This window comes from Actinomyces israelii (assembly GCF_030253495.1).
Lineage (GTDB): Bacteria > Actinomycetota > Actinomycetes > Actinomycetales > Actinomycetaceae > Actinomyces > Actinomyces israelii.
Genome location: NZ_CP124548.1, coordinates 782,092 through 802,400 on the forward strand (window position 1 = coordinate 782,092; position 20,309 = coordinate 802,400).

Annotated in this window: 19 protein-coding genes; 17 read left to right on the top strand and 2 right to left on the bottom strand. The window is 70.3% G+C overall.

Going from position 1 to position 20,309, the window contains the following annotated elements; genetic code table 11:
- The first annotated feature begins 269 nt into the window (after positions 1–269).
- The 4 genes from AIF0345_RS03100 to AIF0345_RS03115 all read left to right on the top strand — a co-directional run bounded on the left by AIF0345_RS03100 (position 270) and on the right by AIF0345_RS03115 (position 3,723).
- Positions 270–1,241, top strand: coding sequence for a diaminopimelate dehydrogenase (locus tag AIF0345_RS03100; protein WP_285297120.1), 972 nt, complete (start codon positions 270–272; stop codon positions 1,239–1,241).
- A gap of 1,164 nt (positions 1,242–2,405) precedes the next feature.
- The gene (locus AIF0345_RS03105; protein ID WP_285297121.1) at positions 2,406–2,546 is read left to right on the top strand and encodes a hypothetical protein; all 141 of its coding nucleotides are present in this window, start codon (positions 2,406–2,408) and stop codon (positions 2,544–2,546) included.
- Positions 2,547–3,062: 516 nt separating this feature from the next.
- Entirely contained in the window at positions 3,063–3,263 is a 201-nt protein-coding gene (locus AIF0345_RS03110) for a hypothetical protein (protein ID WP_285297122.1), read from the top strand.
- Positions 3,256–3,723, top strand: coding sequence for a tetratricopeptide repeat protein (locus AIF0345_RS03115; RefSeq protein WP_285297123.1), 468 nt, complete (start codon positions 3,256–3,258; stop codon positions 3,721–3,723). The genes AIF0345_RS03110 and AIF0345_RS03115 overlap by 8 nt, the downstream gene beginning before the upstream one ends.
- A 150-nt stretch (positions 3,724–3,873) precedes the next feature.
- On the opposite strand, the gene AIF0345_RS03120 is transcribed toward AIF0345_RS03115, so the two are convergent.
- On the bottom strand, positions 3,874–5,478 hold the full coding sequence (locus AIF0345_RS03120; RefSeq protein WP_285297124.1) for a tetratricopeptide repeat protein: 1,605 nt from the start codon (positions 5,476–5,478) through the stop codon (positions 3,874–3,876).
- A 346-nt stretch (positions 5,479–5,824) separates the two neighbouring features.
- Here AIF0345_RS03120 and AIF0345_RS03125 point away from each other — a divergent pair, with 346 nt between their 5' ends.
- The 9 genes from AIF0345_RS03125 (at position 5,825) to AIF0345_RS03165 (ending at position 15,767) form a co-directional block, all read left to right on the top strand.
- Positions 5,825–6,298, top strand: a complete 474-nt coding sequence (locus AIF0345_RS03125) for a hypothetical protein (RefSeq protein WP_043562242.1) — start codon at positions 5,825–5,827, stop codon at positions 6,296–6,298.
- The gene (locus AIF0345_RS03130) at positions 6,295–6,816 is read left to right on the top strand and encodes a hypothetical protein (protein WP_156966671.1); all 522 of its coding nucleotides are present in this window, start codon (positions 6,295–6,297) and stop codon (positions 6,814–6,816) included. Before AIF0345_RS03125 ends, AIF0345_RS03130 begins: the two co-directional genes overlap by 4 nt.
- 332 nt (positions 6,817–7,148) lie before the next feature.
- The gene (locus tag AIF0345_RS03135; protein ID WP_285297125.1) at positions 7,149–9,599 is read left to right on the top strand and encodes a type IV secretory system conjugative DNA transfer family protein; all 2,451 of its coding nucleotides are present in this window, start codon (positions 7,149–7,151) and stop codon (positions 9,597–9,599) included.
- A gap of 9 nt (positions 9,600–9,608) precedes the next feature.
- Positions 9,609–11,096: a hypothetical protein gene (locus AIF0345_RS03140; RefSeq protein ID WP_285297126.1), complete on the top strand. Its 1,488-nt coding sequence runs from the start codon at positions 9,609–9,611 to the stop codon at positions 11,094–11,096.
- A 91-nt stretch (positions 11,097–11,187) separates the two neighbouring features.
- Complete coding sequence (locus AIF0345_RS03145; protein WP_285297127.1) at positions 11,188–11,892, top strand: PP2C family protein-serine/threonine phosphatase; 705 nt, start codon at positions 11,188–11,190, stop codon at positions 11,890–11,892.
- Between the two features lie 252 nt (positions 11,893–12,144).
- Positions 12,145–13,089 carry a metal ABC transporter substrate-binding protein gene (locus AIF0345_RS03150; RefSeq protein ID WP_285297128.1) on the top strand — a complete coding sequence of 315 codons (945 nt, stop codon included), beginning with the start codon at positions 12,145–12,147 and terminating at the stop codon, positions 13,087–13,089.
- A gap of 4 nt (positions 13,090–13,093) precedes the next feature.
- Positions 13,094–13,879 (top strand): metal ABC transporter ATP-binding protein, encoded by a 786-nt coding sequence (locus tag AIF0345_RS03155; RefSeq protein WP_273166108.1) that lies wholly within the window; start codon positions 13,094–13,096, stop codon positions 13,877–13,879.
- Positions 13,876–14,835 carry a metal ABC transporter permease gene (locus AIF0345_RS03160; RefSeq protein ID WP_273166107.1) on the top strand — a complete coding sequence of 320 codons (960 nt, stop codon included), beginning with the start codon at positions 13,876–13,878 and terminating at the stop codon, positions 14,833–14,835. The genes AIF0345_RS03155 and AIF0345_RS03160 overlap by 4 nt, the downstream gene beginning before the upstream one ends.
- Positions 14,835–15,767, top strand: a complete 933-nt coding sequence (locus AIF0345_RS03165) for a metal ABC transporter permease (protein WP_285297129.1) — start codon at positions 14,835–14,837, stop codon at positions 15,765–15,767. Before AIF0345_RS03160 ends, AIF0345_RS03165 begins: the two co-directional genes overlap by 1 nt.
- A gap of 159 nt (positions 15,768–15,926) precedes the next feature.
- On the opposite strand, the gene AIF0345_RS03170 is transcribed toward AIF0345_RS03165, so the two are convergent.
- Positions 15,927–17,129, bottom strand: coding sequence for a hypothetical protein (locus AIF0345_RS03170; RefSeq protein ID WP_285297130.1), 1,203 nt, complete (start codon positions 17,127–17,129; stop codon positions 15,927–15,929).
- A 400-nt stretch (positions 17,130–17,529) separates the two neighbouring features.
- Here AIF0345_RS03170 and AIF0345_RS03175 point away from each other — a divergent pair, with 400 nt between their 5' ends.
- From AIF0345_RS03175 to AIF0345_RS03190, 4 genes are all read left to right on the top strand, one after another.
- Entirely contained in the window at positions 17,530–18,012 is a 483-nt protein-coding gene (locus tag AIF0345_RS03175) for a hypothetical protein (protein ID WP_285297131.1), read from the top strand.
- Between the two features lie 17 nt (positions 18,013–18,029).
- Positions 18,030–18,878, top strand: a complete 849-nt coding sequence (locus tag AIF0345_RS03180) for a hypothetical protein (protein ID WP_285297132.1) — start codon at positions 18,030–18,032, stop codon at positions 18,876–18,878.
- 147 nt (positions 18,879–19,025) lie between these two features.
- Positions 19,026–19,253: a toxin-antitoxin system antitoxin subunit gene (locus AIF0345_RS03185; protein ID WP_285297133.1), complete on the top strand. Its 228-nt coding sequence runs from the start codon at positions 19,026–19,028 to the stop codon at positions 19,251–19,253.
- Positions 19,250–19,648, top strand: a complete 399-nt coding sequence (locus AIF0345_RS03190; protein WP_285297134.1) for a type II toxin-antitoxin system VapC family toxin — start codon at positions 19,250–19,252, stop codon at positions 19,646–19,648. The genes AIF0345_RS03185 and AIF0345_RS03190 overlap by 4 nt, the downstream gene beginning before the upstream one ends.
- Positions 19,649–20,309 lie beyond the last annotated feature (661 nt).

Here is a 20,309-nt window from a genome sequence, read left to right on the forward strand (position 1 = left end):
AAAGACGAGAGGCGTGTCGTTTTTCTTGCGCGGGCGGAGACCGCGTCCGTCGACCCCGAAGCGTCCCGTCGACTGGTGCCGCCTGTGCGTCTTGCGGTCCGGCTCTCGGGCGTCGAGGCCTGTAGGCCGCCGGGCCGGCCCCTGGGGTCCGGGCCCCGGGGGCCGACCGTCGTCGGGCGCTGTCTTCCGGGTCTCGCCCGCCAGATCTCGCGCCGGACCGGCTCCCGGTGGAAGACTGGTCGCCACAGCGTCAACAAGCAGGAGGGCTCATGATCAGGGTCGCAATCAACGGATACGGCAACCTCGGGCGGGGCGCCGAGCAGGCGATCTCCAAGAACGACGACGTCGAGCTCGTCGTCGTCTTCACCCGGCGCGACCCGGAGTCGATCACGACGCAGGGCGCGCCGGTCGCCCATGTCGACGACATGCCGAGCTGGGCGGGCAAGGTCGATGTCTGCCTCAACTGCGGCGGGTCGGCGACGGACCTGGCTGAGCAGGGCCCGGCAACAGTCGCCTTCTTCAACACGGTCGACTCCTACGACACGCACGCCGAGATCCCCGCCTACTTCGCCTCCGTCGACGCCGCCGCCAAGGAGGCCGGCCACCTCGCCCTCATCTCCACCGGCTGGGACCCCGGCCTGTTCTCCATGCTCCGGGTCCTCGGGGGCGCGGTCCTGCCCGACGGCACGACGACGACCTTCTGGGGCCCCGGCGTCTCGCAGGGGCACTCGGACGCGATCCGCCGCATCCCCGGGGTGGCGGACGCGCGGCAGTACACGCTGCCGGTGCAGGAGACCGTCGACGCGGTCAAGGCGGGCGACGACGTCGAGCTGACGACCCGCTCCATGCATCGGCGCGACTGCTACGTCGTGGCCGACGACGGCGCCGATCTCGCTCGCATTGAGCAGGAGATCGTGGAGATGCCGCACTACTTCGCGGACTACGACACTACAGTGACCTTCATCTCCGCCGAGGAGATGGCCGCGAAGCACAGCGGCATCCCGCACGGGGGCACGGTGATCCGCCGCGGCGAGACCTCCCCTGGGGTCGCCGCGCGCATTGGCTTCGAGCTCGATCTCGGATCGAACCCCGAGTTCACCGGCTCCGTCGTGGTCGCAATGGGCCGGGCGGCCGCGAGGATGGCTGCGCGCGGCGAGACTGGGGCGCGCACGGTCTTCGACGTGACGCTGGCCGACCTGTCCGCGAAGGACCCGGCCGACCTGCGCGCGTCGTATCTCTGATCGCTGGCCGGGCTCCTGAGCGGGACCGGCGCGCCCCAGGTTCTCGACGGCGTCGCACCGGTGAGGCCCGCCACCGGCGCCGGCCCGTTGCCGGCTGCGCCAAGGCTCTGCGGCGCCGCCCCTGGTGGCTGCTGTTCAAACGCCCACGAGCCACCCTGTTCACGCCGACCTCTCGACGGCGCGCCGACATCATCTGGTTCTTGGCTGATTCAGCTCAGCGGCAGATCGCAGAGGCGGATTTCGCCCTGGCCTCATCTCCGTCAGGCACGCTGCTGCTCGACGAGTAGCAGAAGCCTCCGCAGGTATAGGACTCGGTGCGCCGTCCGGTGAACGGCGGTGCACCGTCCGGGCGCTTTCTCCTGACTGGGCTGGCCGCCCCCGTAGATCCTGCAGGCGCGCACAGCGGCGCAGGCCGGACGCTTACCTTCAGCGAATTATCGACCGTGACCTGCCCGACCAGGGCTTCGCCGTCAGACGTCCGGAAACACTGCGCCGCCAGCCGGTCGCCCATGCGGTGGCGACCACGGCCTATTCCCGTATCCCCGACGCCGCAACCGGCGCCGACGGCGCGCAACCCGCGAAGACCACCACGATCATCTATTGTGACCATCTCACCCGGCTGTGGCTCCCGAACCTGATACCGGGCTGGATACCGGCTAACAATCCGCTCCGGCGTCTTCACCGGGCGCTCAGGCATCACCTTGCGGACCCAGTCGGCCTCGTCTTCTGGGTCTGTCCGAGTTTGCGCTTCTCGGTCCCGGTGGCGCGCACATGGCCGGTCGGCTCTTCGAGTCGCTCGTGGCGCTCGGAGTCAGGGCCGCGGCACAGGCGGCCGAGGTGACCGTGGGCCGTACTGAGGACCGACGGCGCTGCCGTCGTAGCCTTGGAGCGAATGGGTCAGTGGGATGCGCGGTTAGCGCCTGCTGCACAGCCGGGCGGCCGACGGCGGGAGGGAAAGATGGTCGATGACGAAGACGAGGATGTGCTGAAGGCGGCCGGACTGGCATTCGATGAGGGATTCGACTTTTTCTATTCAGGGCAGTCTGATAAGGCTCTTACGGCTTTTCGCGAGGCCTATGGGATCTACCGGCGGGCTGGTGTGAAGGAAGGCCAGACTGACTGCCTTCTATGGCTGGGATTAAACAAGATGGTATTCTGGGGCGGTTGCTGTGGGATTCCTGGCTGGCGTCTGCGGAGCATCTGGCGCAGGACGGCCTCGTGCAGATCGACATGATGGACGAGGAGCGGGACATCCTCATCGGGTGGAAGAAGCGTTCGGGCACCCTGCAGGCTTGTGAGAATTGAGAGCGGAGGCGGTTGTGCGCGCTGCCCGCGGTGTCGGCCTGGATACTGTCGCGGAGGTGGTCGGGGGGGGGCCGAGGCGGTGCGCGAGTGGCTGTCGCGGTGGCGGCAGGGGCGGGCTGAGTCCTTGTGGCGGTCGGGCGTGCCGTGGGTGGGAACGCAGCAAAGCTCAAGCGGGCGCAGAAGGGACGAGGTGGAGGAGGTTCCTGGTAGACCGCCGTCGGAGGCGGGCGCCGGGGCCGGCTTCTGGGGCGCCCACGGCTTCTTGAGGACGTCGCGTCCGATCAGGTTCGGTGCCCGGTAGGGGTCGGGCTCCTCCTGACCTGCTGCTCATGCGCCTTGTCGGGCATGAGCCTCAGGCTCCCCGACCCGTCCAGGGGGGCGCCGCGACAAGAAAGGGGCGCCGCCAGGCGGATGGCCGAGGTCCGAGGCCAGGTCAACGATCTGCTCCAGGACGGCTGGGAAGCCTGGTGCCGTCGACGAAGTCCGCGTGGAGCACGAGGCCGCGACAAGGCGCATGTGGCTTCCCAAGAGGAGAAGAGGACAAGGCTGTCCGTGGACCGGGCGAAGGCGAGCAGGTCGTTCCTCGGGGCACTGGGCCTGACGACCAGGAAGATGGAGAACACCTTCGCGGCCTTCACCGCCTACATCACCAACCGCACCTTCGACTACGACTTCGAGCACATCCCAGTCACACCACCACACACCGATCTTGTTTAACTCCAGCCATACCAAGATGGTCGGGTGCCACGTTAATGCCAGCTGGGCGCTGGGGGTACTGGGGCGGTTCGAAGAGGCTCTGACCGAGTACCGGGAGGCGCTGGACATCTACCGCAAATTGCCGAACGTCGATCAGGACCGGGGTGACTGCCTGCTCCGTGTCGGTAGCGTCCTGTATCGGGACGGCCGATTCGAGGGGGCACGTGAGTCGTATTGCCAGGCTCTCGAGGTCTACCGGCGGCTCAACGAGGCTGAGCGCCGACAAACTGACTGCCTGGTCAGTATCGGCACGGCTCAGGTGATGCTGGACCGATACGCGGAGGCGCTCGCTTCATGGGGAGAGGCCCTGGAGGTCTACCGGCGGGTCGGAGATGGTCAAGAGGACCAGGGCGACTGCCTGGAGGAGGCCATGAGAGAGCTCCGGGACGCGATGGGGTCGCATGAAGAGGATGCGCGGTAATCGGTTGCCCGCAGCGGTCTCTCCAGAGATGCCGGATGCTAGGGCCTCCCGATAGGCTTCCAGGTGCTCGGTGTCGTCCGTTTCGGGCAAGAATCCCACTGCTTCCTGGGATGGTGGCGCTTCGTCTTGCCGATCTGGAGAACGGTTGGACTAACGATGGTGATCTTGTGCCTGTTGATAGGCGTCCTGGGCCTCCTTGTGGCGCCCCATATGGTTCAGGAGGTCGCCGATGAGACTCAGGCAGTCAACCTGATCCTGCTCGGTGCCGTCCGCCTGCCGATAGACCCCGAGTGCCTCTCGAAGAGAGGCGAGCGATTCTTCGTGCCGTCCCGCCGCGTACAAGGTATTGGCAATATTGATCAGACAGATGGCCTGGTGCGGGGTGTCGCCCACCTGGCGAAAGAGGGTGAACGCATCTTGATAGGAGGCCAGGGCCTCCTCGTGGCGTTCCATCGCGTACAGGGAGTTGCCGATATTAAAAAGGCACTCTGCTTGCTGCTGCTCATTGTCCGGCAGGCTGCGGTCGAGTTTTAAGGCGCTGTGATAGGCGGCCAGTGCCTCCTCGTACCGACCCATCCTTTCCAGGGTGGTGGCAGTGTTGTTCAGGCAAATGGCTTGCTGGTACTGAGTGCCGTCTGCCTTGCGGAAAATGGCGAGCGCCTCCCGGAAAGAGGTCAGGGCCTCTTCGTGGCGTTCCGTCTTGTGTAGAACGTTGCCAGTGTTGTACAGGCAGTTGGCCTGGTCCTGCTCGCTGTCCGGCAGGCCGCGATAGAGGCTCAGAGCCTGCTGGTAAGCGGCTGCGGCCTCGTCATACCGTTCCGCCGCGCTCAGGGCGACGCCGATGTTGTACAGGCAGTTGGCCTGCTGCTGCTCGCTGTCCGGCAGGCTGCGATAGAGGTCCAGGGCCTGCCGGTAGATCGCCAGAGCCTCTTTACGCTGCCCTGCCTTTTCCAGGAGACTGACGATATTGGCCAGGCAGTCGGCCTGGTCCTGCTCGCTGTCCGGCAGGCCACGATAGAGGCTCAGAGCCTTCCGGTAAGCGGCCACGGCCTCCTCATCATCTCCCATCGTGCGGAGGATGACTGCGGTATTGCGCAGGCAGTTGGCCTGCTGCTCGCCGTCCTGCAGACCGCGGTAGAGATCCAGCTCCTGCTGGTTGGCGGTCATAGCGTCCTCATAGTGTCCTGCTGCATACAGGGCGACGCCGATGTTGCGCAGGCAGCTGGCCTGCTGCTGCTCGCTGTCCGGCAGGCCGCGATAAAGATCCAGTTCCTCCCGGTAAGCGGTCATAGCGTCCTCATAGTGTCCTGCTGCATACAGGGCGACGCCGATGTTGCGCAGGCAGCTGGCCTGCTGCTGCTCGCAGTCCGGCAGGCCGCGATAGAGATCCAGGGCCCGCCGGTAATCGGACGCAGCCTCTTCTTGTCGCCCTGTCGTGTCCAGGATATCGGCGACGTGGTACAGGCAGTCGGCCTGGTCGCGCTCGTTGCCCGACAGGCAGCGGTAAAGGTCCGCGGCCTGCCGGTAGGCGGCCACAGCCTCTTCGTCGTTTCCCATCGCGCGGAGGGCGACGCCGATGTCGTGCAGGCAGTTGGCCTGCTGCTGCTCGCTGTCCGGCAGACCGCGATAAAGATCCAGGGCCCGCCGGTAGGCGGTCACGGCCTCCTCGTGACGCCCCTCGGCTCCAAGGCTGTGGGCCGCGGTGAACGCGTCGTACGCCGCGCGCCGTGGCTCTTCGTCCTGCTCACCTGTCATCGTCGCCTCCCCACGGTGGTCACCTGCTGAGCCGCATTTCAGCACATTGTGCGCGACCGAGGCAGCCCCCTGCACCGGTCGGATGCTGCTGGCACGGCTGCACCCGGTCAGGGCGCCGGGCGGGCCGGGCGCAGGGAAGAAGGTTCCGCGCCGGGCGGGCCGGGCGCAGGGAAGAAGGTTCCGCGCCGGACGGGCCGGGCGCAGGGAAGGAAGTTCCGCGCCGGGCAGGCCGGGCGTGCGGAGGACCTGGGGCGGCGGGGTGATCTACGGCGACGGTGGGGACCGCTTCCGTCAGATGTAGTGAGGCCCGTCGCCGGGGCGGGCCGTCACCGCAAGGAGTGCTGCCATGCGCACGGTCCCCGTTGACGAGGACGACCTGATGATCCCAGGGGCGTCCCACCTCGCCGAGTCCTTTCTCGGCACGGTCCTGGAGCTGGAGCGCCGCAGCGGGCTCGGCCTGGGCTTCGACGTCGTCGACTCGGGCGGCCGGCTGCGGCTCCAGGCCCCCGTCCGGTTCCGCGACGGCGGGCGGCGCCGCCCGCCCCATGTCTTCGAGGTCCGCGCCGACCCCGTCGGGTCGAGGCTCAACACGGGGTGGATGCTGGCCGTGAAGGAGCACGGTCCTCTCAGCCGCCTTGCCTCCCTGCTCGGCGGCGGACCGGGGCGGGGGCGAGGGCCGGGACGCGCCGACGCCGGATCGGAGGCCGCCCGGGCCCGGCTGACCCTGATCCGCTCCTTCCACGACCTGGTTCTCCTGCCGGCTGTGGAGATCCTCGTGGCCGAGGTCGACAACGGGCCGACGTGCAGGAGGCCGCGATGATGGATCTTCCCACGGCCCTCCGGGCGGGGCTGTGCATTCTCCAGCTGGTCCTGGTCCTGGCTCTGGCGCGGTTTCCGCTTGAGCGGGCCGGAGGCCATGATGGGCTCAGGCTCGCCCGCGACGCGGCCGTCGGGGTCTCTCTCCTGCCGGTGCCGGTCCTGGGGCCGGTCCTCGGGGCTGCGACCCTGATCGCCCTGGTCATCCTGCGCAGACGGGCCGACGACGGCGCCCGCGCGGCCCTCTCACGGCTCGCCTCCTCCGCGCTGCTGCCGGGCCGGACCGCCTGGTGGGGTCGGGACGACAAGGCGTCCGATAGGCGGGTCCGCTCGACTCTGTCGGCTCGGCCGCCGGTGCAGAGCCTGCCTGAGCGGCCGAAGGCAACGGGTCTGGCGAGCTCGCCGCCCCTCTCAAGGCCCAATGGTCGGAGGCCGGCCTGTCAGGCATCCCCGCACCTGATTAAGGCATTCGCGATCGCCCGCCTGCTGCCCAGGCGCCCGGCCGCCAGAAAGCCTGCGTGAGAGCCGCCTTTCGGCAGAGCCCTTGCACCCCTCAGGCGGGATCTCGGCCCGCTCGCGTCACCGCCTGACCAGGAGCGCCCCGGCCCCTGTCCGTCAAACAGACGCGCGGGGCTCCTCGTTGACTGGCTCCAGCGTCACCGTCCCGACTACCGCGACGTCGTCAGCTCCACCGAGGCCGAGCTCCTCGACGCCGTCGCCGCCCGCCTCATCGCCGAGCTCCCCGGCTGACGAGATCCCCGGCCGGCCCCGACCGCCCCGCCCTCCGGTGAGCAGCTGCTGCGCTCCCGGGCGCGCGGCGTGCGACGCATCCTCAACCGCGAAGGAGAACTGCCTTGAGCCCCATCGACAACCGTCCTGAAACTCGGCGCGGCGGGCCCGAGAAGCTCGAGCGCCTCGGACTCGCCCTGCGGCAGGCCCTGCGCTGCCCCGACCCCGGCCTGGCGGGCCAGGTCTTCACCGACCGACTCCTCGGCGTCGTCGCCCGCCAGGGGCCCGACGCCCGCATCACCCTGACCCTGAGCGCCGAGCGCGACGGCGAGGTCCGGGTTCGCGTGGACGCCGTCGGGGCCAGGCCCACCCTCGCCCAGGACCTCGCCTGGTGCTCCGAGGGAGTCCACGAGTGGGAGGAGGCCGCCCCGGGCGAGGGGCCGCCCGCCCCCAGCGTCCTGCGCGAGGTCGTCGCCGCAGTCGCCCGCTACTCGCCCTGCCTCGCACCGGGAGCGGGGGCGGGCGGTGCCCTGCCCGGCATGGAGGCGTCCGTCCTCACCCAGTCCCCGCCCGACGCCGACCGGGCCTGGACCCGGCGCCCCCTGGGCACCTGGCCCAACCCCGCGGCGAGCTCGGCGCTCGTCATGACCCGCGCCCTGCGCAGTACGGGCGCGACCCTGCGCATCCACCTCGCCCCGGCCGGCTCCGCCGAGACCTGGATGCTCCAGGAGATCGCGCTGGCCACCGAGGGGAGGGCCGGCGCCGAGACGATGATGGAGTATGTCGGCGTCCCCGTGCGCATGTGCTTCCTCCTGGGCACAGACCTCGACGACGACATCCCGGCGCGCGTCGCCGTCGCCCTTGACGGCTGGGCCAGCGACCTCGAGACCATCCCGCTGCCCGCCGACGAGGACGCCGAGGAGGTGTGGGCGGGCAGCCGGCGCACCCTGCAGGGCCGGGCCGTACCGCGCGGCATGGCCCGCGGCTTGGTGCGCCTCCCCGTGCCGGGCGAGCAGACCGGTGTCATCGGCATCCGCTGCGTCATGCCGACGACGCCGGTGGTCCCGCTCATTGACGCGGTCCCCGCCGAGGGGCTGCGTCTGGGGGTCGCCCTGGACTCCATCGGCTCGCGCACCGACGTGCGCATCGGCCTGGAGCAGCTGTGCCAGCACGTCCACCTGCTCGGGGCCTCCGGTGCGGGCAAGTCCACTCTCCTGGCGTGCGCCGTCGCCCAGGCCGTCGAGCACGGTCTGGGAGTCACGGTCATCGATCCCCACGGCACCCTCGTGAGCCGCTGCGTGGACGAGCTGCCCGACGGCGGTGCTGCCCGCACCCACTTGGTCCGCACCGCCGACCTGGACCGGCCCACCCCGGTCAACCCCTTCGCGGGGCGCGACTTCGAGACCATGGTCGGGGAGGCCCTCGAGGTCCTCTACGCGATCTTCGAGCCCAATCGCACCGGTATTATCGGCCCGCGTTTCGAACGCATCTTCCGTCAGACCATGGGGGCCGCCAGGGCCCTGTTCGGGGACCGCGCCACCATCAGCCTGGTTCCGGAGCTGCCGGCGAGCAAGGAGCGCATTGCCGTCGTCGCCCGCGCGATCCGCCGCACAGACCCGCGCCTGGCGCGAGAGCTCGGGACCGAGCTCGCTGGAAACCACTCCAACGAGCTCTCGGACATGCTCGCCTGGGTCAACTCCAAGTTCGACCGCGTCCTGCGCTCGCCCGCCATGCGAGCCGCCTTCGGCTCCGGCTGCGAGGCGATTGACGTCCAGGGCGTCATGGACCGCGGCGAGGTGCTCCTCATTGACCTGGACGCGCCCCGCATCGGCCAGGACCAGGCCGCCTTCATCGGCATGACCTGGATCATGGAGCACGCCCTGGCCATGGCCGTCCGCAGAAGGCGCCGCCCCCACCTCCTCGTCATCGACGAGGCGCAGTTCTTCCGGGCCGGGGGCCTTCCCGAGCTCCTCGCCGAGGGGCGCAAGTTCGGCGTAGGCGTCCTGCTGGCCCACCAGCACATGGGGCAGCTCTCGACGGAGCTCGCCGGCTCCCTGGAGGCCAACGCCTCCACCGTCATGGGGATGCGCTCCTCCATCCGGGACGCCGTGCGCGTCGAGGCGCGCATCGGCACCCGGGCGGGCGGGTCCCTCAGCCGCCTGCCCAATATGCACGTCGCCACTACCCTGGCCACCCCGACCGGGCAGACGCAGGCCTTCACCCTTGTCGTCGACCACAACGAGCGCGCCGACGCCCTCAGCCGCGAGCGCCCCGGGGCGGCCGGGCGCAATCGTCGGATTGTCGAATGCCGCGCCGCTCGACGGCATCTCGGCCTGGGCGACATCGGCTTCCTGGGCGGCGACGACGTCGATGCCGCCGTCCGCGAGTGCGCCGCTGGCCGCGCGGACCTCGCAGGCGCCTCCTCCCGGACGTCGGACTCCGGCCACTCGCAGGCCCGGGGCGGCGGCGCGGACACCAGCTTCTTGGACGAGCTGCTCGCCAAGCGCAAGGCGCAGCAGCAGCTTCGGAAGGCGGACGACTCCTTCACCGCCGGCCTCCTGCCGACCGATGCCTGAGGGGCGGCGGTGCGGACCACGCCCGTCCGGGACCGCCGGGCGCCGGAGAGCCGGGAGCTGCGCTACGTGTTCAACGGGCACCCCGTGCGCACCGGCCCGGAGCTCGTCGAGGCCATGCGCCGTGACTGGCAGGCGGCCGGGGACCTCCTGGCCGGTCGCGTGGACCCCGGCCTGGAGGAGTGGCTGCGCACCCGCCCCGGAGGGGACGACGTCGTGCGGGAGCTGAGGCTGGAGACCTCGGGCGGGGCCCGCCTCATCCGCCTCCAGGCCGCGCTGGATCCCGGCGGCCCTCTCATGTTCCAGGGCAGGGAGGTCACCGACGCCTCCCTCGACCGTGCGATCCGCGCGGCGAACAGCTGGACCCCCGACGCAGCCGGGGAGACCGACCAGTGTCACCGGTGGCTCACGGGCATCCGCCGCGAGCAGATTCTGAAGGCGATGGCGGCCGTCAGCAACAGGGACACCGCCGGCGCGCCCTGGGCCGAGGACCTCGCGGCGCGCGTCCTGCGCTCGGCTCCGGGAGACCTCGGCCTCGTGATCCCGGCCGCGGCCGTCATCAGCGCGGTGACCGCGGACGACCGGGCCCGCAGGGCCCGCCAGGAGGCGGAGGAGGCCAGCCTCAGACGGCGCGAGGAGGAGGAGCGCCGACGCCGGGAGGCCGCCGCTCGGGCCTCCGCCGCGCAGGACCGCAGGAACCGCCGTCGTCGGGCCCTCATCGGGCAGCTGTGCTTGCGCATTCCGACGAGCCTGGCCTACAGCGCATTCGCCGGGACGTCATTGACAGCGGCGGTCTCCCACCCCCATGAGCCGAACTGGGGACTGTGGTGGCCGAACACGCTCCCGGTGCTCGAGGCGTGCTGTGTCACCGTGGCCCTGGCCTGTCTGCTCGACTGGTTCCTGGACAGTCCCAGAGGCGGCTGCCGGTATCCGGTCGGGGGCATTGGTCTCAGCATTGGATTATGGGGCTGCCTGCGATTCACCGCATACGCTCCCGACTTCTTCGCCTACGGGATGCTTTGGGTCATGCTCTGGTCCTTCGGCGTGGCCATGATGGTCGCAACGGTCCTGGACTGGCTCATCTCGAGGGCGGATTCTCCGCGCTACCCGGAAAACAGGGCCAGTCAGACCATTACCAAGCAGGCGGGGGCGCGCCTGCTGCTGACCGGGCTGGGTGCGGCCAGCGGGATCGGGGTGCTTCTCCTCTCCCCCCTCTCGCCTTCCGAGCCTTTCCTCCGGAGCGCTGAGGCGGCATCGGCTCGGGTGACCCCGCTGCACGTCGATATTCTCGGCATCGGGGGAGCGCCCGGAATGGTGGTCGCTCTGGCGACTGTGTGCAACATTCTTCACCTCACGGCGGCTCCTCTGGCCCGGGTGCGGCCTCCTCTGGGTATTGCGGCCGCGGTTATCGGGCCTCTTCTCGGTCTTCTCGTGTTCCTCGCCTATCCGCTCAACCTCGTGAAGATCATTATCGGCTGGGTGATCGGGATGGCCTCATGAGCACGGGAAGAGATGACGCCGGTCCCACCGGCGTCCCGGACGGGGCCGGCGCGGCGGGCACCGGCACTGGGCGGGGCGCGTTCGGGCCGATGTGGTCGGTCAGCTGCGCGGGCCTGACGCGGATGGGGGCAGGGATAGCCACGAGGACGCCGTCGTCGTGCTGGGGGCGGCCGCGCTCGCCCCGGGGGCCGAGGTCCGCGCCCGCCACGTCCTGCCCGCACCCGCCTGGGTGCTGTGCGCCGTCGTGGACGGCATGGGCGGCCACGCGGGAGGGGAGTGCGCGGCCGGCGTCGCCGCCATGGACCTGGCCCGCCTCGACCCGGCCACCAGGAGCGAGGCGGCGCTGACGGCGGAGATCGAGGCGGTCTCGGACAGAATCGAGACGGCCGGGCACGCCTGGGACCTGCCCGGCATGGGGGCGACCGCCGCCCTGATCCTCGCCGGAGGGGAGCGGGCGGTGATCGCCAACGTGGGGGACTGCCGCTGCTACCGGGTGGCCGACAGCTACGTCAGCCAGATCAGTGTCGACGACCACGACCCGGCTCTCGGCGAGAATGTCGTCACCCAGTCCCTCGGCGGCCCTTCCCGGGCGCTCGACATCCACTGGCTGGAGTTCCCGCACGCGGAGACGGTGATGACCCGGTACATGCTGTGCTCGGACGGAGTCCACGGGGCCGTTGACTCTCAGGAGATGCGCGCGATACTCCTGCGCGAGGACGAGGCGGGCGTCACGGCTCGGCGCCTCGCGGACGCGGTCTACGAGTCCTGCTGCGACAACTATTCGGTTCGGTCGTGATCGTGGACATCCGCCCCGGCGCGCCCGCGCCTCCCAGAGGAGCCGCATGACTCCGACGGTTGACCTGGGGTTCGGCCTTCTCGCGCTGTGAGCGCCTGCCGGCGCGCGCTGCGGCCAGTCGTGCGCCGGCATGACGCGCGTGCAACTTGTTGCCAACGCCCCACACCTCCGGGCGTGAGGACCATTGTCGTTATCGTCTTTGTGCGGCTAAGGTTGCCCTCGCTTTACTTCACGACTACTCGGAGGACCTCAATGCTGATCTCTCGTCGTTCCGTAATCGTCTCGGCCACCGCCCTGGCCGGGGCCGCCCTCGCCGCCTGCTCCACGAGCGGCTCGAAGGGCGGCGCCAAGGACTCCGGGGGCCTGACGATCGTGGCCACCACCGGCTACCTCGGCGACGCGGCGAAGAACATCGCCCCCGACGCAACCATCACCGTGCTCGTCGGCCCCGGAGGGGACCCCCACACCCAGGAGCTGACCACCAGCGACACCCAGGCCATTGAGCAGGCCGACGTCGTGCTGTGGACCGGCCACGACATGGAGCACAAGATGATGGACCAGCTCGACCAGCTCGGCGACAAGCAGGTCGCCGCCGCCGAGGCCATCCCCGAGGACATGCTCCTGCCCTGGGAGGAGGACGGCAAGATCGAGGGCCACGACCCGCACGTGTGGAACTCGCCCGACAACTGGAAGTACGTCGTCACCGCCTGCGCGGAGAAGATCGCCGAGATCGACTCGGCCAACGCCGACACCTACAAGGCCAACGGCGAGTCCTACAACGCGCAGATCGACCAGGCCAAGACCGACGCCCAGACCAAGTTCGACACCATTCCCAAGGAGCGGCGCGTGCTGGTCACCGGCCACGACGCCTTCAACTACCTGGGGAAGACCTATGACATCGAGATTCGCGCCACCGATTTCGTCTCCTCGGAGTCCGAGATCTCCGCCAGCGAGATCGATGAGCTCGCCGCCTTCATCGCGGAGAAGAAGGTCCCCACCATCTTCCAGGACAACCTCAAGAACCCCGAGGCCATCAACCACCTCAAGGAGGCGGTGGTGGCCAAGGGCTGGAACGTGGAGGTCTCCGACAAGCCGCTGTACGCCGACTCCCTGGGCGAGCAGGCCCCCGTGGACACCTACCTGGGCGTCTTCGCGTACAACGCCGAGGCCATCGTCGCCGCCCTGGCCACCAAGTGAGCCGGTGATCGGCCCGCGCACTCCGCTGAGCATCTCCATGCACGACGAGAACATCCCCTGCCAGGTGACCGGCCTGAGCGTGGCCTACCACGACCGCCTGGCGGTGAAGAACGTCACCGTGAGCGTGCCACCCGGCGCCGTCATGGCGATCCTGGGGCCCAACGGCGCCGGGAAGTCCACGCTCCTGAAGGCGGTCATGGGGCTGGTCCCCACCCTGTCGGGCGACGTCAGCCTTTTCGGCCGGGACCTCGCGCGCTCCCGTCGCCGCGTGGCCTATATGCCCCAGACCGCCGAGGTCGACTGGGACTTCCCCACCACGGTGCGCGACGTCGTCTCCATGGGCACCTACGGGCGCCTCGGCTGGTGGCGCCGCCCCGGGGCGGCCCAGCGCGCCGTCGTCGATAAGGCCCTGGAGGCGGCCGGCATCCCCGACCTGGCCGAACGGCAGATCTCCCAGCTCTCCGGAGGGCAGAAGCAGCGCACCTTCGTGGCGCGCACCCTTGCCCAGGAGCCCGACCTCTACCTCATGGACGAGCCCTTCGCCGGTGTCGACGTCGCCTCGGAGCGGGCCATCGCCGGCGTGCTGGACTCCCTGCGGCAGGAGGGCAAGACCATTGTCATCGTCCACCACGACCTGTCCACGGTGCGGCGCCTGTGCACCCACTCCCTGCTCCTGTCAGAGGGGTCCCTGGTCAGTGCGGGGACGCTGGAGGAGTCCTTCACCACCGAGCACCTGCACCGGGCCTACGGGCTGGTCGACGAGGCCCTGAACCCCCAGGAGGACGAGTGAGCGCCACCGCCGTTCTGCCCGAGGCGGTCGGGCTCGGCCAGATGCTGTCGAGCTACACCTTCCGCACCATGCTCATGGGGACCGCCGCGGTCGGCGCTGCCTCCGGGGCCCTGGGCTCATTCCTCTACCTGCACAAGCAGTCCCTGGTCTCCGACATTATCGGCCACGCGGCGACCCTGGGGGTGGCCGGCTCCTTCATCGTGGCCACCGCCGTGCTGAGCGTGGACGGTCGATCCATGCTGGTGCTGACCATCGGCTCGATCATCGCCTCGACCTGCGCCGTCCTGCTGGCCAACTGGATCGCCCGCCACTCGCGGGTGGGCATGGACGCCGCCATGACCATCTGCCTGGCACTGTTCTACGGCTCCGGCATGGTGCTGCTGCGCATTATCGTCCACTCCTCCCTGCCCAACCGGGGCGGCATCAGCCACTACATGTTCGGCAACGCCTCCACCCTCACCAGCGCCGACCTGGCGACCATCGGCGGTTTCGGCACTGCGGCCCTGCTGGTGGTCCTCCTGGCCTGGAAGGAGCTCAAGGTCTTCACCTTCGACCCGACCCTGTGCCGCACCATGGGGTTCTCCCCCTCCGTCCTCAGCCCCCTGCTCCTGGGCACGGCCACGGTCGCCGTGGTCATCGGCATTAAGGCCGTCGGGCTCATCCTCATGATCGCCTTCGCCATTATGCCCGCGGCCGCGGCCCGCCAGTGGACGCACCGGCTGTGGTCGATGGTGACCCTGTCCGGCGTGATCGGAGCCCTGTCCGGTGCTGTGGGCTCCGGCCTGGCGGTCAACCTCGGCAAGGTGCCCACCGGCCCTGTCGTCGTGCTGGTGCTGGCGGCGGTGCTCGCCGTCTCGCTGCTGGCCGCCCCGGAGCGCTCCGTGCTGCAGCGGCGCCGGGCCCTGCGTGCCCAGCGCCGTCGGCTCCTGGCTCAGGCGAAGGGGGAGGGGGCCTGATGCCGTTCATCGCCGCTGTCGCGCTCCTGGCGGTCGTCACCGCCGTCACCTGCGCCCTTCCCGGAACCTTCCTGGTGCTGCGCCACCAGGCGATGCTCGTGGAGGCCATGTCGCACGCGGTCCTGCCCGGGATCGTCATCGGGGCGATCCTGTCGGGCACCACCCACTCGCCCCTCATGGTGGTGGCGGCCTCCGCCACGGGGCTGCTCGTGGTCCTGGGCGCCGAGCGCCTGCGAGCCGGCGGGCTGGTCACCGGCGACGCCGACCAGGGGCTGGTCTTCCCGGCACTGTTCGCACTGGGGGTCATCCTGCTGTCCACCACCCTGTCCAAGGTCCACATCAGCGAGGACACGGTGCTGACCGGGGACCTCAACCTCATGGCGCTGGCCCCCGAGCACGTGCTGGTCGCCGACGGCGCCGTCGACCTGGGGCCGCGCACCATGTGGCGGCTGCTGGCCGTGCTCGCCGTCACCGCCGTCTACGTGCTGGTCTGCTTCCGCACCCTCAAGCTCTCCACCTTCGACCGCGTCACCGCCCGCACCATGGGGCTGCCGGTGCGGAGCACGGACCTGGGGCTCATGGCGCTGGTCTCCCTGACGGTGGTGGTCGCCTTCGACGCGGCCGGGGCGATCCTGGTGGTGGCCCTCATGACGATCCCCCCGGCGACGGCGCTGCTGCTGGCCCGCACCCTGCCCGGGACGATCCTCCTGAGCCTGGTGATCGCGGCACTCTCGGCGCTGCTGGGCTTCTGGGTGGCGCTCCAGGCGGACCTGGCGACATCCTCGACCATGGCCGTCGTGGACGCCCTGGTGTTCCTCGCGGTCATGCTGGTCACCAGGCGCCGCCCCCGGCTCGCGGCGGGAGCGGGGGAGGGGGCCGCGGAACCGGGGTCTGGGGCGCCGTCGTCTCCCGCGGCCTCCCGGGAGGGCTGAGCGGGTGCGGCGCCATTGCGCGGGGCCGGGCCTCGCGCCTCTCGCCGAGATCGAGGCCTACGAGGCCGGCCGCCGAGTCCACGATCAGGGCGCGCAGCCGCCGAGCCCGCTCGCCGCTCTTCCTCTGCGCGGAGACGAGGGAGCCCATGCCCTCCCATCCTACCGGGGCGATCTCTTCCCGGCCGGATCGGACTTGCCCGCCCGGGACAACCGCCCTACCGCATCCCGGGCCAGCCTCACCGCCTCAGAGCTCCCGGGGCACTCGGCGACCGCCCGGAGCCCGGGCTGCTCCGGTGCCGTGGCCGGGGCCTCCCCGGGCTCGACGGCGGCCATGCCGTGGCGGGGCTGGAGGCCGGCCACGCTGGGGGGCCTCCCCGGGCTCGACGGCGGCCAGCACTGAGCCCGCCAGGTATGACGACGCCGCCACCGGCTCCTTGGTGCCCGCGGGAATCCAGATCCGGGAGAAGACGCCCCCAGCCGGTGCGCTCGGTGAATTGCGGTGCTGACTCCAGCCCGGCCAGGCAGAGCCCGATGCGGTGTTCGCGGGGAAGCGAGGCTGCCTTGTCCCACTCCTTCCAGGGGGTGCGCCCCAGTGCGGCGTTCGCGGGGAAGCAGGGGCAGGCGCAGTGGGCCGCCGAGAGACCCCTGCGGGGCCAGGAGCAACTCGACGGCGAAATCCAGATGTCCCTTCAGCTCGGCTTTGAAGGGCTCCGGGTCCCGGCTCTCTTCCCCGGTACCGGTTAGGGCGGATAGCGCCAGCAGCCATCCATATGACGACGTAGTCCGGCTGGCGGGGCGGCTCCCCGGCTCGCGGACGACCCGGATCCAGAGGCCGCCGCGCCGCCGCCCGACGGCGCCGTGGCCGTTGGGCTCTCGGCCGATGTACTCGGCGGCGAATCTCGCCCCGCGCTCGGCGAGGAGCTGCGCCAGCAGGTCGTCGCCGAGGTGCCCGACGGCCTGGCGCAGCGATACTGCCCAACGGGCCGTAATGCCGCACCGGATGGCGAAGGCCAGCAGCGCGCCGCGCAGCACCAGGGCCAGGGCCCGCCGCATGGTCGGGCCGATGTCGACATTGGCGGTTCGGTGCCCGATGTCCCCGCCATCGAGCCCGGTGACCAGGAGATCGAGGCGGGTCAGCACCCCGTTGCAGGCGGAGAAGCGCTCGGCGCGCAGTCGGTCCCCGTTGGACGCCAGGACGGGGCCTCGCAGGATATCGCCGGCGGCTGTGACGGCGAAAGCGCGCGTATCCGCGGACGGGTGTTGGAGGTGGCGGGTGGCGGTGATATCGGTCAGCACCAGCAGCGAGCGGGTGACCACGAGCGGGTGCGCGGCGAAACCGTGGAAGAAGCCGGGCCGGTCCACTTCTGCGTGGTAGGTCTACCGATCTGGGCGGAAGAGGGCTGCGCCGCCCACTCGGCCCGGCCTGTGCCCCGTCGGAATCCAGCGGCCGTGTCGGACAGGGCCGAATCAGGGCGAGCGGCTATGAGTTGGCGAACGAGAGCCGTTACGGCGGGGACACCTCAACATCTGTTCTGGCGGGCATGGGCTGTACTCCACCTGGACATGCCGTTGCTGAGGCCCGACCATAGTTCGAGGTTGTCGTGCCGTTGCCGGAGACCGGTTCATTCTGAGCCGGTCACAGGTCGCGGACGATGCGGACACGCACAGAGAGGTGAGATCCATGACGACATCCCCGGTTGAGGGGCAAAAACCCTCGGAAGGCTCGCCTGCACCCGTATCCGCCGCCTCGCCATACGGCGGGGTGCCAGGGCAGCAGGCGCCCTCCTACGGCCTGCCCGGGGGCCAGCAGGCGTCTCCGGGGCAGGCGCCTGGCGGCGCGGCCCCTCCCGCCGTCATGGCCCCTCCCGCCAGTGCGGCCCCTCCCGCCGGCGCGGCCGCCCAGCCACCCACCGGCGTGGCCGCCCAACCGCCTGCCGTCGCCCTGCCCTACGGCCAGGCCCCCGGCCCGTCCGCCGCACGGGCCCCCGGTCCTCAGGCGCCCTCCTACGGCCTGCCCGGGGGCCAGCAGGCGCCTCCGGGTCAGGCGCCTGGCGGCGCGGCCCCTCCCGCCGGCGCGGCCCCTCCCGCCGGCGTGGCCGCCCAGCCACCCGCCGTCGCCCCGTCCTACGGCCAGGCCGTGGCGCCGGGCTTCCCGGCCCGGGGAGGCCTCCAGCCCCCGGGAGGCCTCCCGGCTCCGGGGAGGCCGCGCATCTGGGCAGTGTCACCGCCCTCGTCCTGCTCCTGATCTCCCTGGTCCCCAACGTGCTCGACCTCTTTACGGTCGTGGTCCACGGCAGTGAGCTCTTCCCCGGCGACTCCTTCTCGATGGTCATCGTCGGCGAGCTGGTCAGTACCGGCATGGTCGCGGCGGTCATCGGGGCCATCCAGGCCGCCCTCAGGCGCCCGACCGGTCTCGTCCTGGTGTCGGCGCTCGTCATGGTCGGCATGTACCCGGACTTCCTGGGGTTCAACCAGGCGGACTACTCCTACAGTCTCATGGGGCTGCCCTCGGCGATCATAGGACTGATCATCCTCCTCCTGCGGTTCACTGCCGGCGTCCTCCTGCTCCTGGCGGGGCCCCGGGACGCGGGCCGGTGTCCGGTGCCCGTCCTGCTGAGCCGCGGTGCGGCCGGCACCATGTGCCTGGTGGCCCTGGAGCAGGTGGTCAAACTGGTGATGACGCTGACCGCGCTGGGCGGGCTTGCGGACAAGGACAAGTACTTCACGACCATGTACTTCTGGTTCCGTCCATACATTATGTCCAGTAACACGGACGGGACCTATATCCGCGATATCGGCACCCACCAGGACATGTTCTCGTTGGGGGCGATCGGCCTCGTGGCCATGGGGGCGCTGGCCCTGACCGCCCTGGTGCTCATGGGCCTGCGGCGCGCCCAGGTGCTGAGCGGAGTCGCCGCCGCGCTGGCTGCCTGTGCAGTGGTTGGATTCAACGCCTACCGGATGGCTACCGTATACGCGGATACCAACCATGCCATTGCGGGCGACCATAGATTCACCGTCCCGGTGCTCATGGCCCTGGTCGTCCTGGGATTCGCCGCAGTCGTCTTCGCCCCCGGGGCCCGGTCCTGGTTCGCGGCCCCCAGGAGGTGAGTCCGCGGGCGGGACGCCGACGACGGCGGGCGGCCCTCGTCGGCCGGGGCGGGGCCTGCTGCGCGTCCACGACAGCGGGCGGTCGGAGCCGGGGCGGGTACCCGACGTCGTCGACGCCCTGGACATCCCTTCGGCTATGATCGCGGCATGACTCGGAAGATAGCGGTGAGCCTTCCGGATGCGCAGGTCGACTCGGTTCGTCGTGCGGTTGAGCAGGGCAGGGCCTCGTCGGTCTCGGGCTTCATCAGCGCGGCGGTGGCTCGTGCCGAGCGCGAGGACAGTCTTGAGCGGCTGCTGGACGACCTCGATCGGGAGCTCGGCCCGGTGGGCGCGGACGACCTGGCATGGGCGGACAAGGCTCTGGGGCTGGGATGACAGGGGACGACGGCGGGGTCACCGGTCTGACTCTGGACACGGGGGCGCTGCTCGCGCTCGAGCGCGGCGACACCAGGGTGCGTGCTCTGCTTCGCCGAGCGGTGGATGCCGGAATCGCCTTGGATGTTCCCGCCGAGGTGGTGGCTCGGGCCTGGCGCGGGGGACCCCGGCAGGCCCGAGTCTCCCGGCTGCTCGGCGATTCTTCGGTGCGGGTGTCTCCGCTGGACGATGTGACGGCGCGAGCGGTCGGTCTGCTGTGCGGGCGCAGCGGGTGCCCGGACATCGTCGATGTCCATGTGGCGCTGCACGCCCGGGATCAGAATCAGACTGTTGTCACGTCCGATCCGGATGACCTGCGGAAGATCGACCCCGCTCTCCGGATAGTTGCCGTATGAGAGGCGCGCGTGGGGGAACCAGTCTCCCGGGGTGGCGGGGGCTGCGAGCGGGCGCGCCGCCCGACACGCGCCGCCCGGGCCTTCCGACCCCGGCGGCCCTCGCCGCCCTCTTTCGCCGAGATCGGTAGATCTCCGGCTCGAGATCGGTTCACGGGGACTTGCGGGGCCTGCTGCAGGGCCTCCACCAGCTCCTGGGACTCTTCGAGGCCCCCGCGAGGCCGGCCTCGACCGACACCGCGCACGCCACCTGGTCCCGGAATCAATCATCCAGGCGATCGCAACCACGCTCGATCGCTGGGCCGACACCGAGATCGGCATGTGGATTGCGTATCCTGATGAGTCGCTGCACCAGATCGGTCTATCCCTGCTGACCGTCACCCCCGGGCCGGTCGGGAGTCGGCGCGGATCAGCGTGCAGGGACGCAGCCGCTGTGGTGGTGCGAGCGGGCTGGCAGCTGTTCTTCCTCGTCGTGCCGATGGTTTCGACGGCCCCGCGGGTCCGAGAATCGCGCCGAGCCAGTGGTGCGACGAGCCCGCGCCGAGAAATGGGACCCACCTTCAGGAGAACCAGGTCGAACGGCTGAAATAGAGGCTCGGTTATCTTCGGGGTCGGAGCATCTCGTTGTCCGATGTCGTTGCGACCTCGCCTTTCCGTCCGGTTG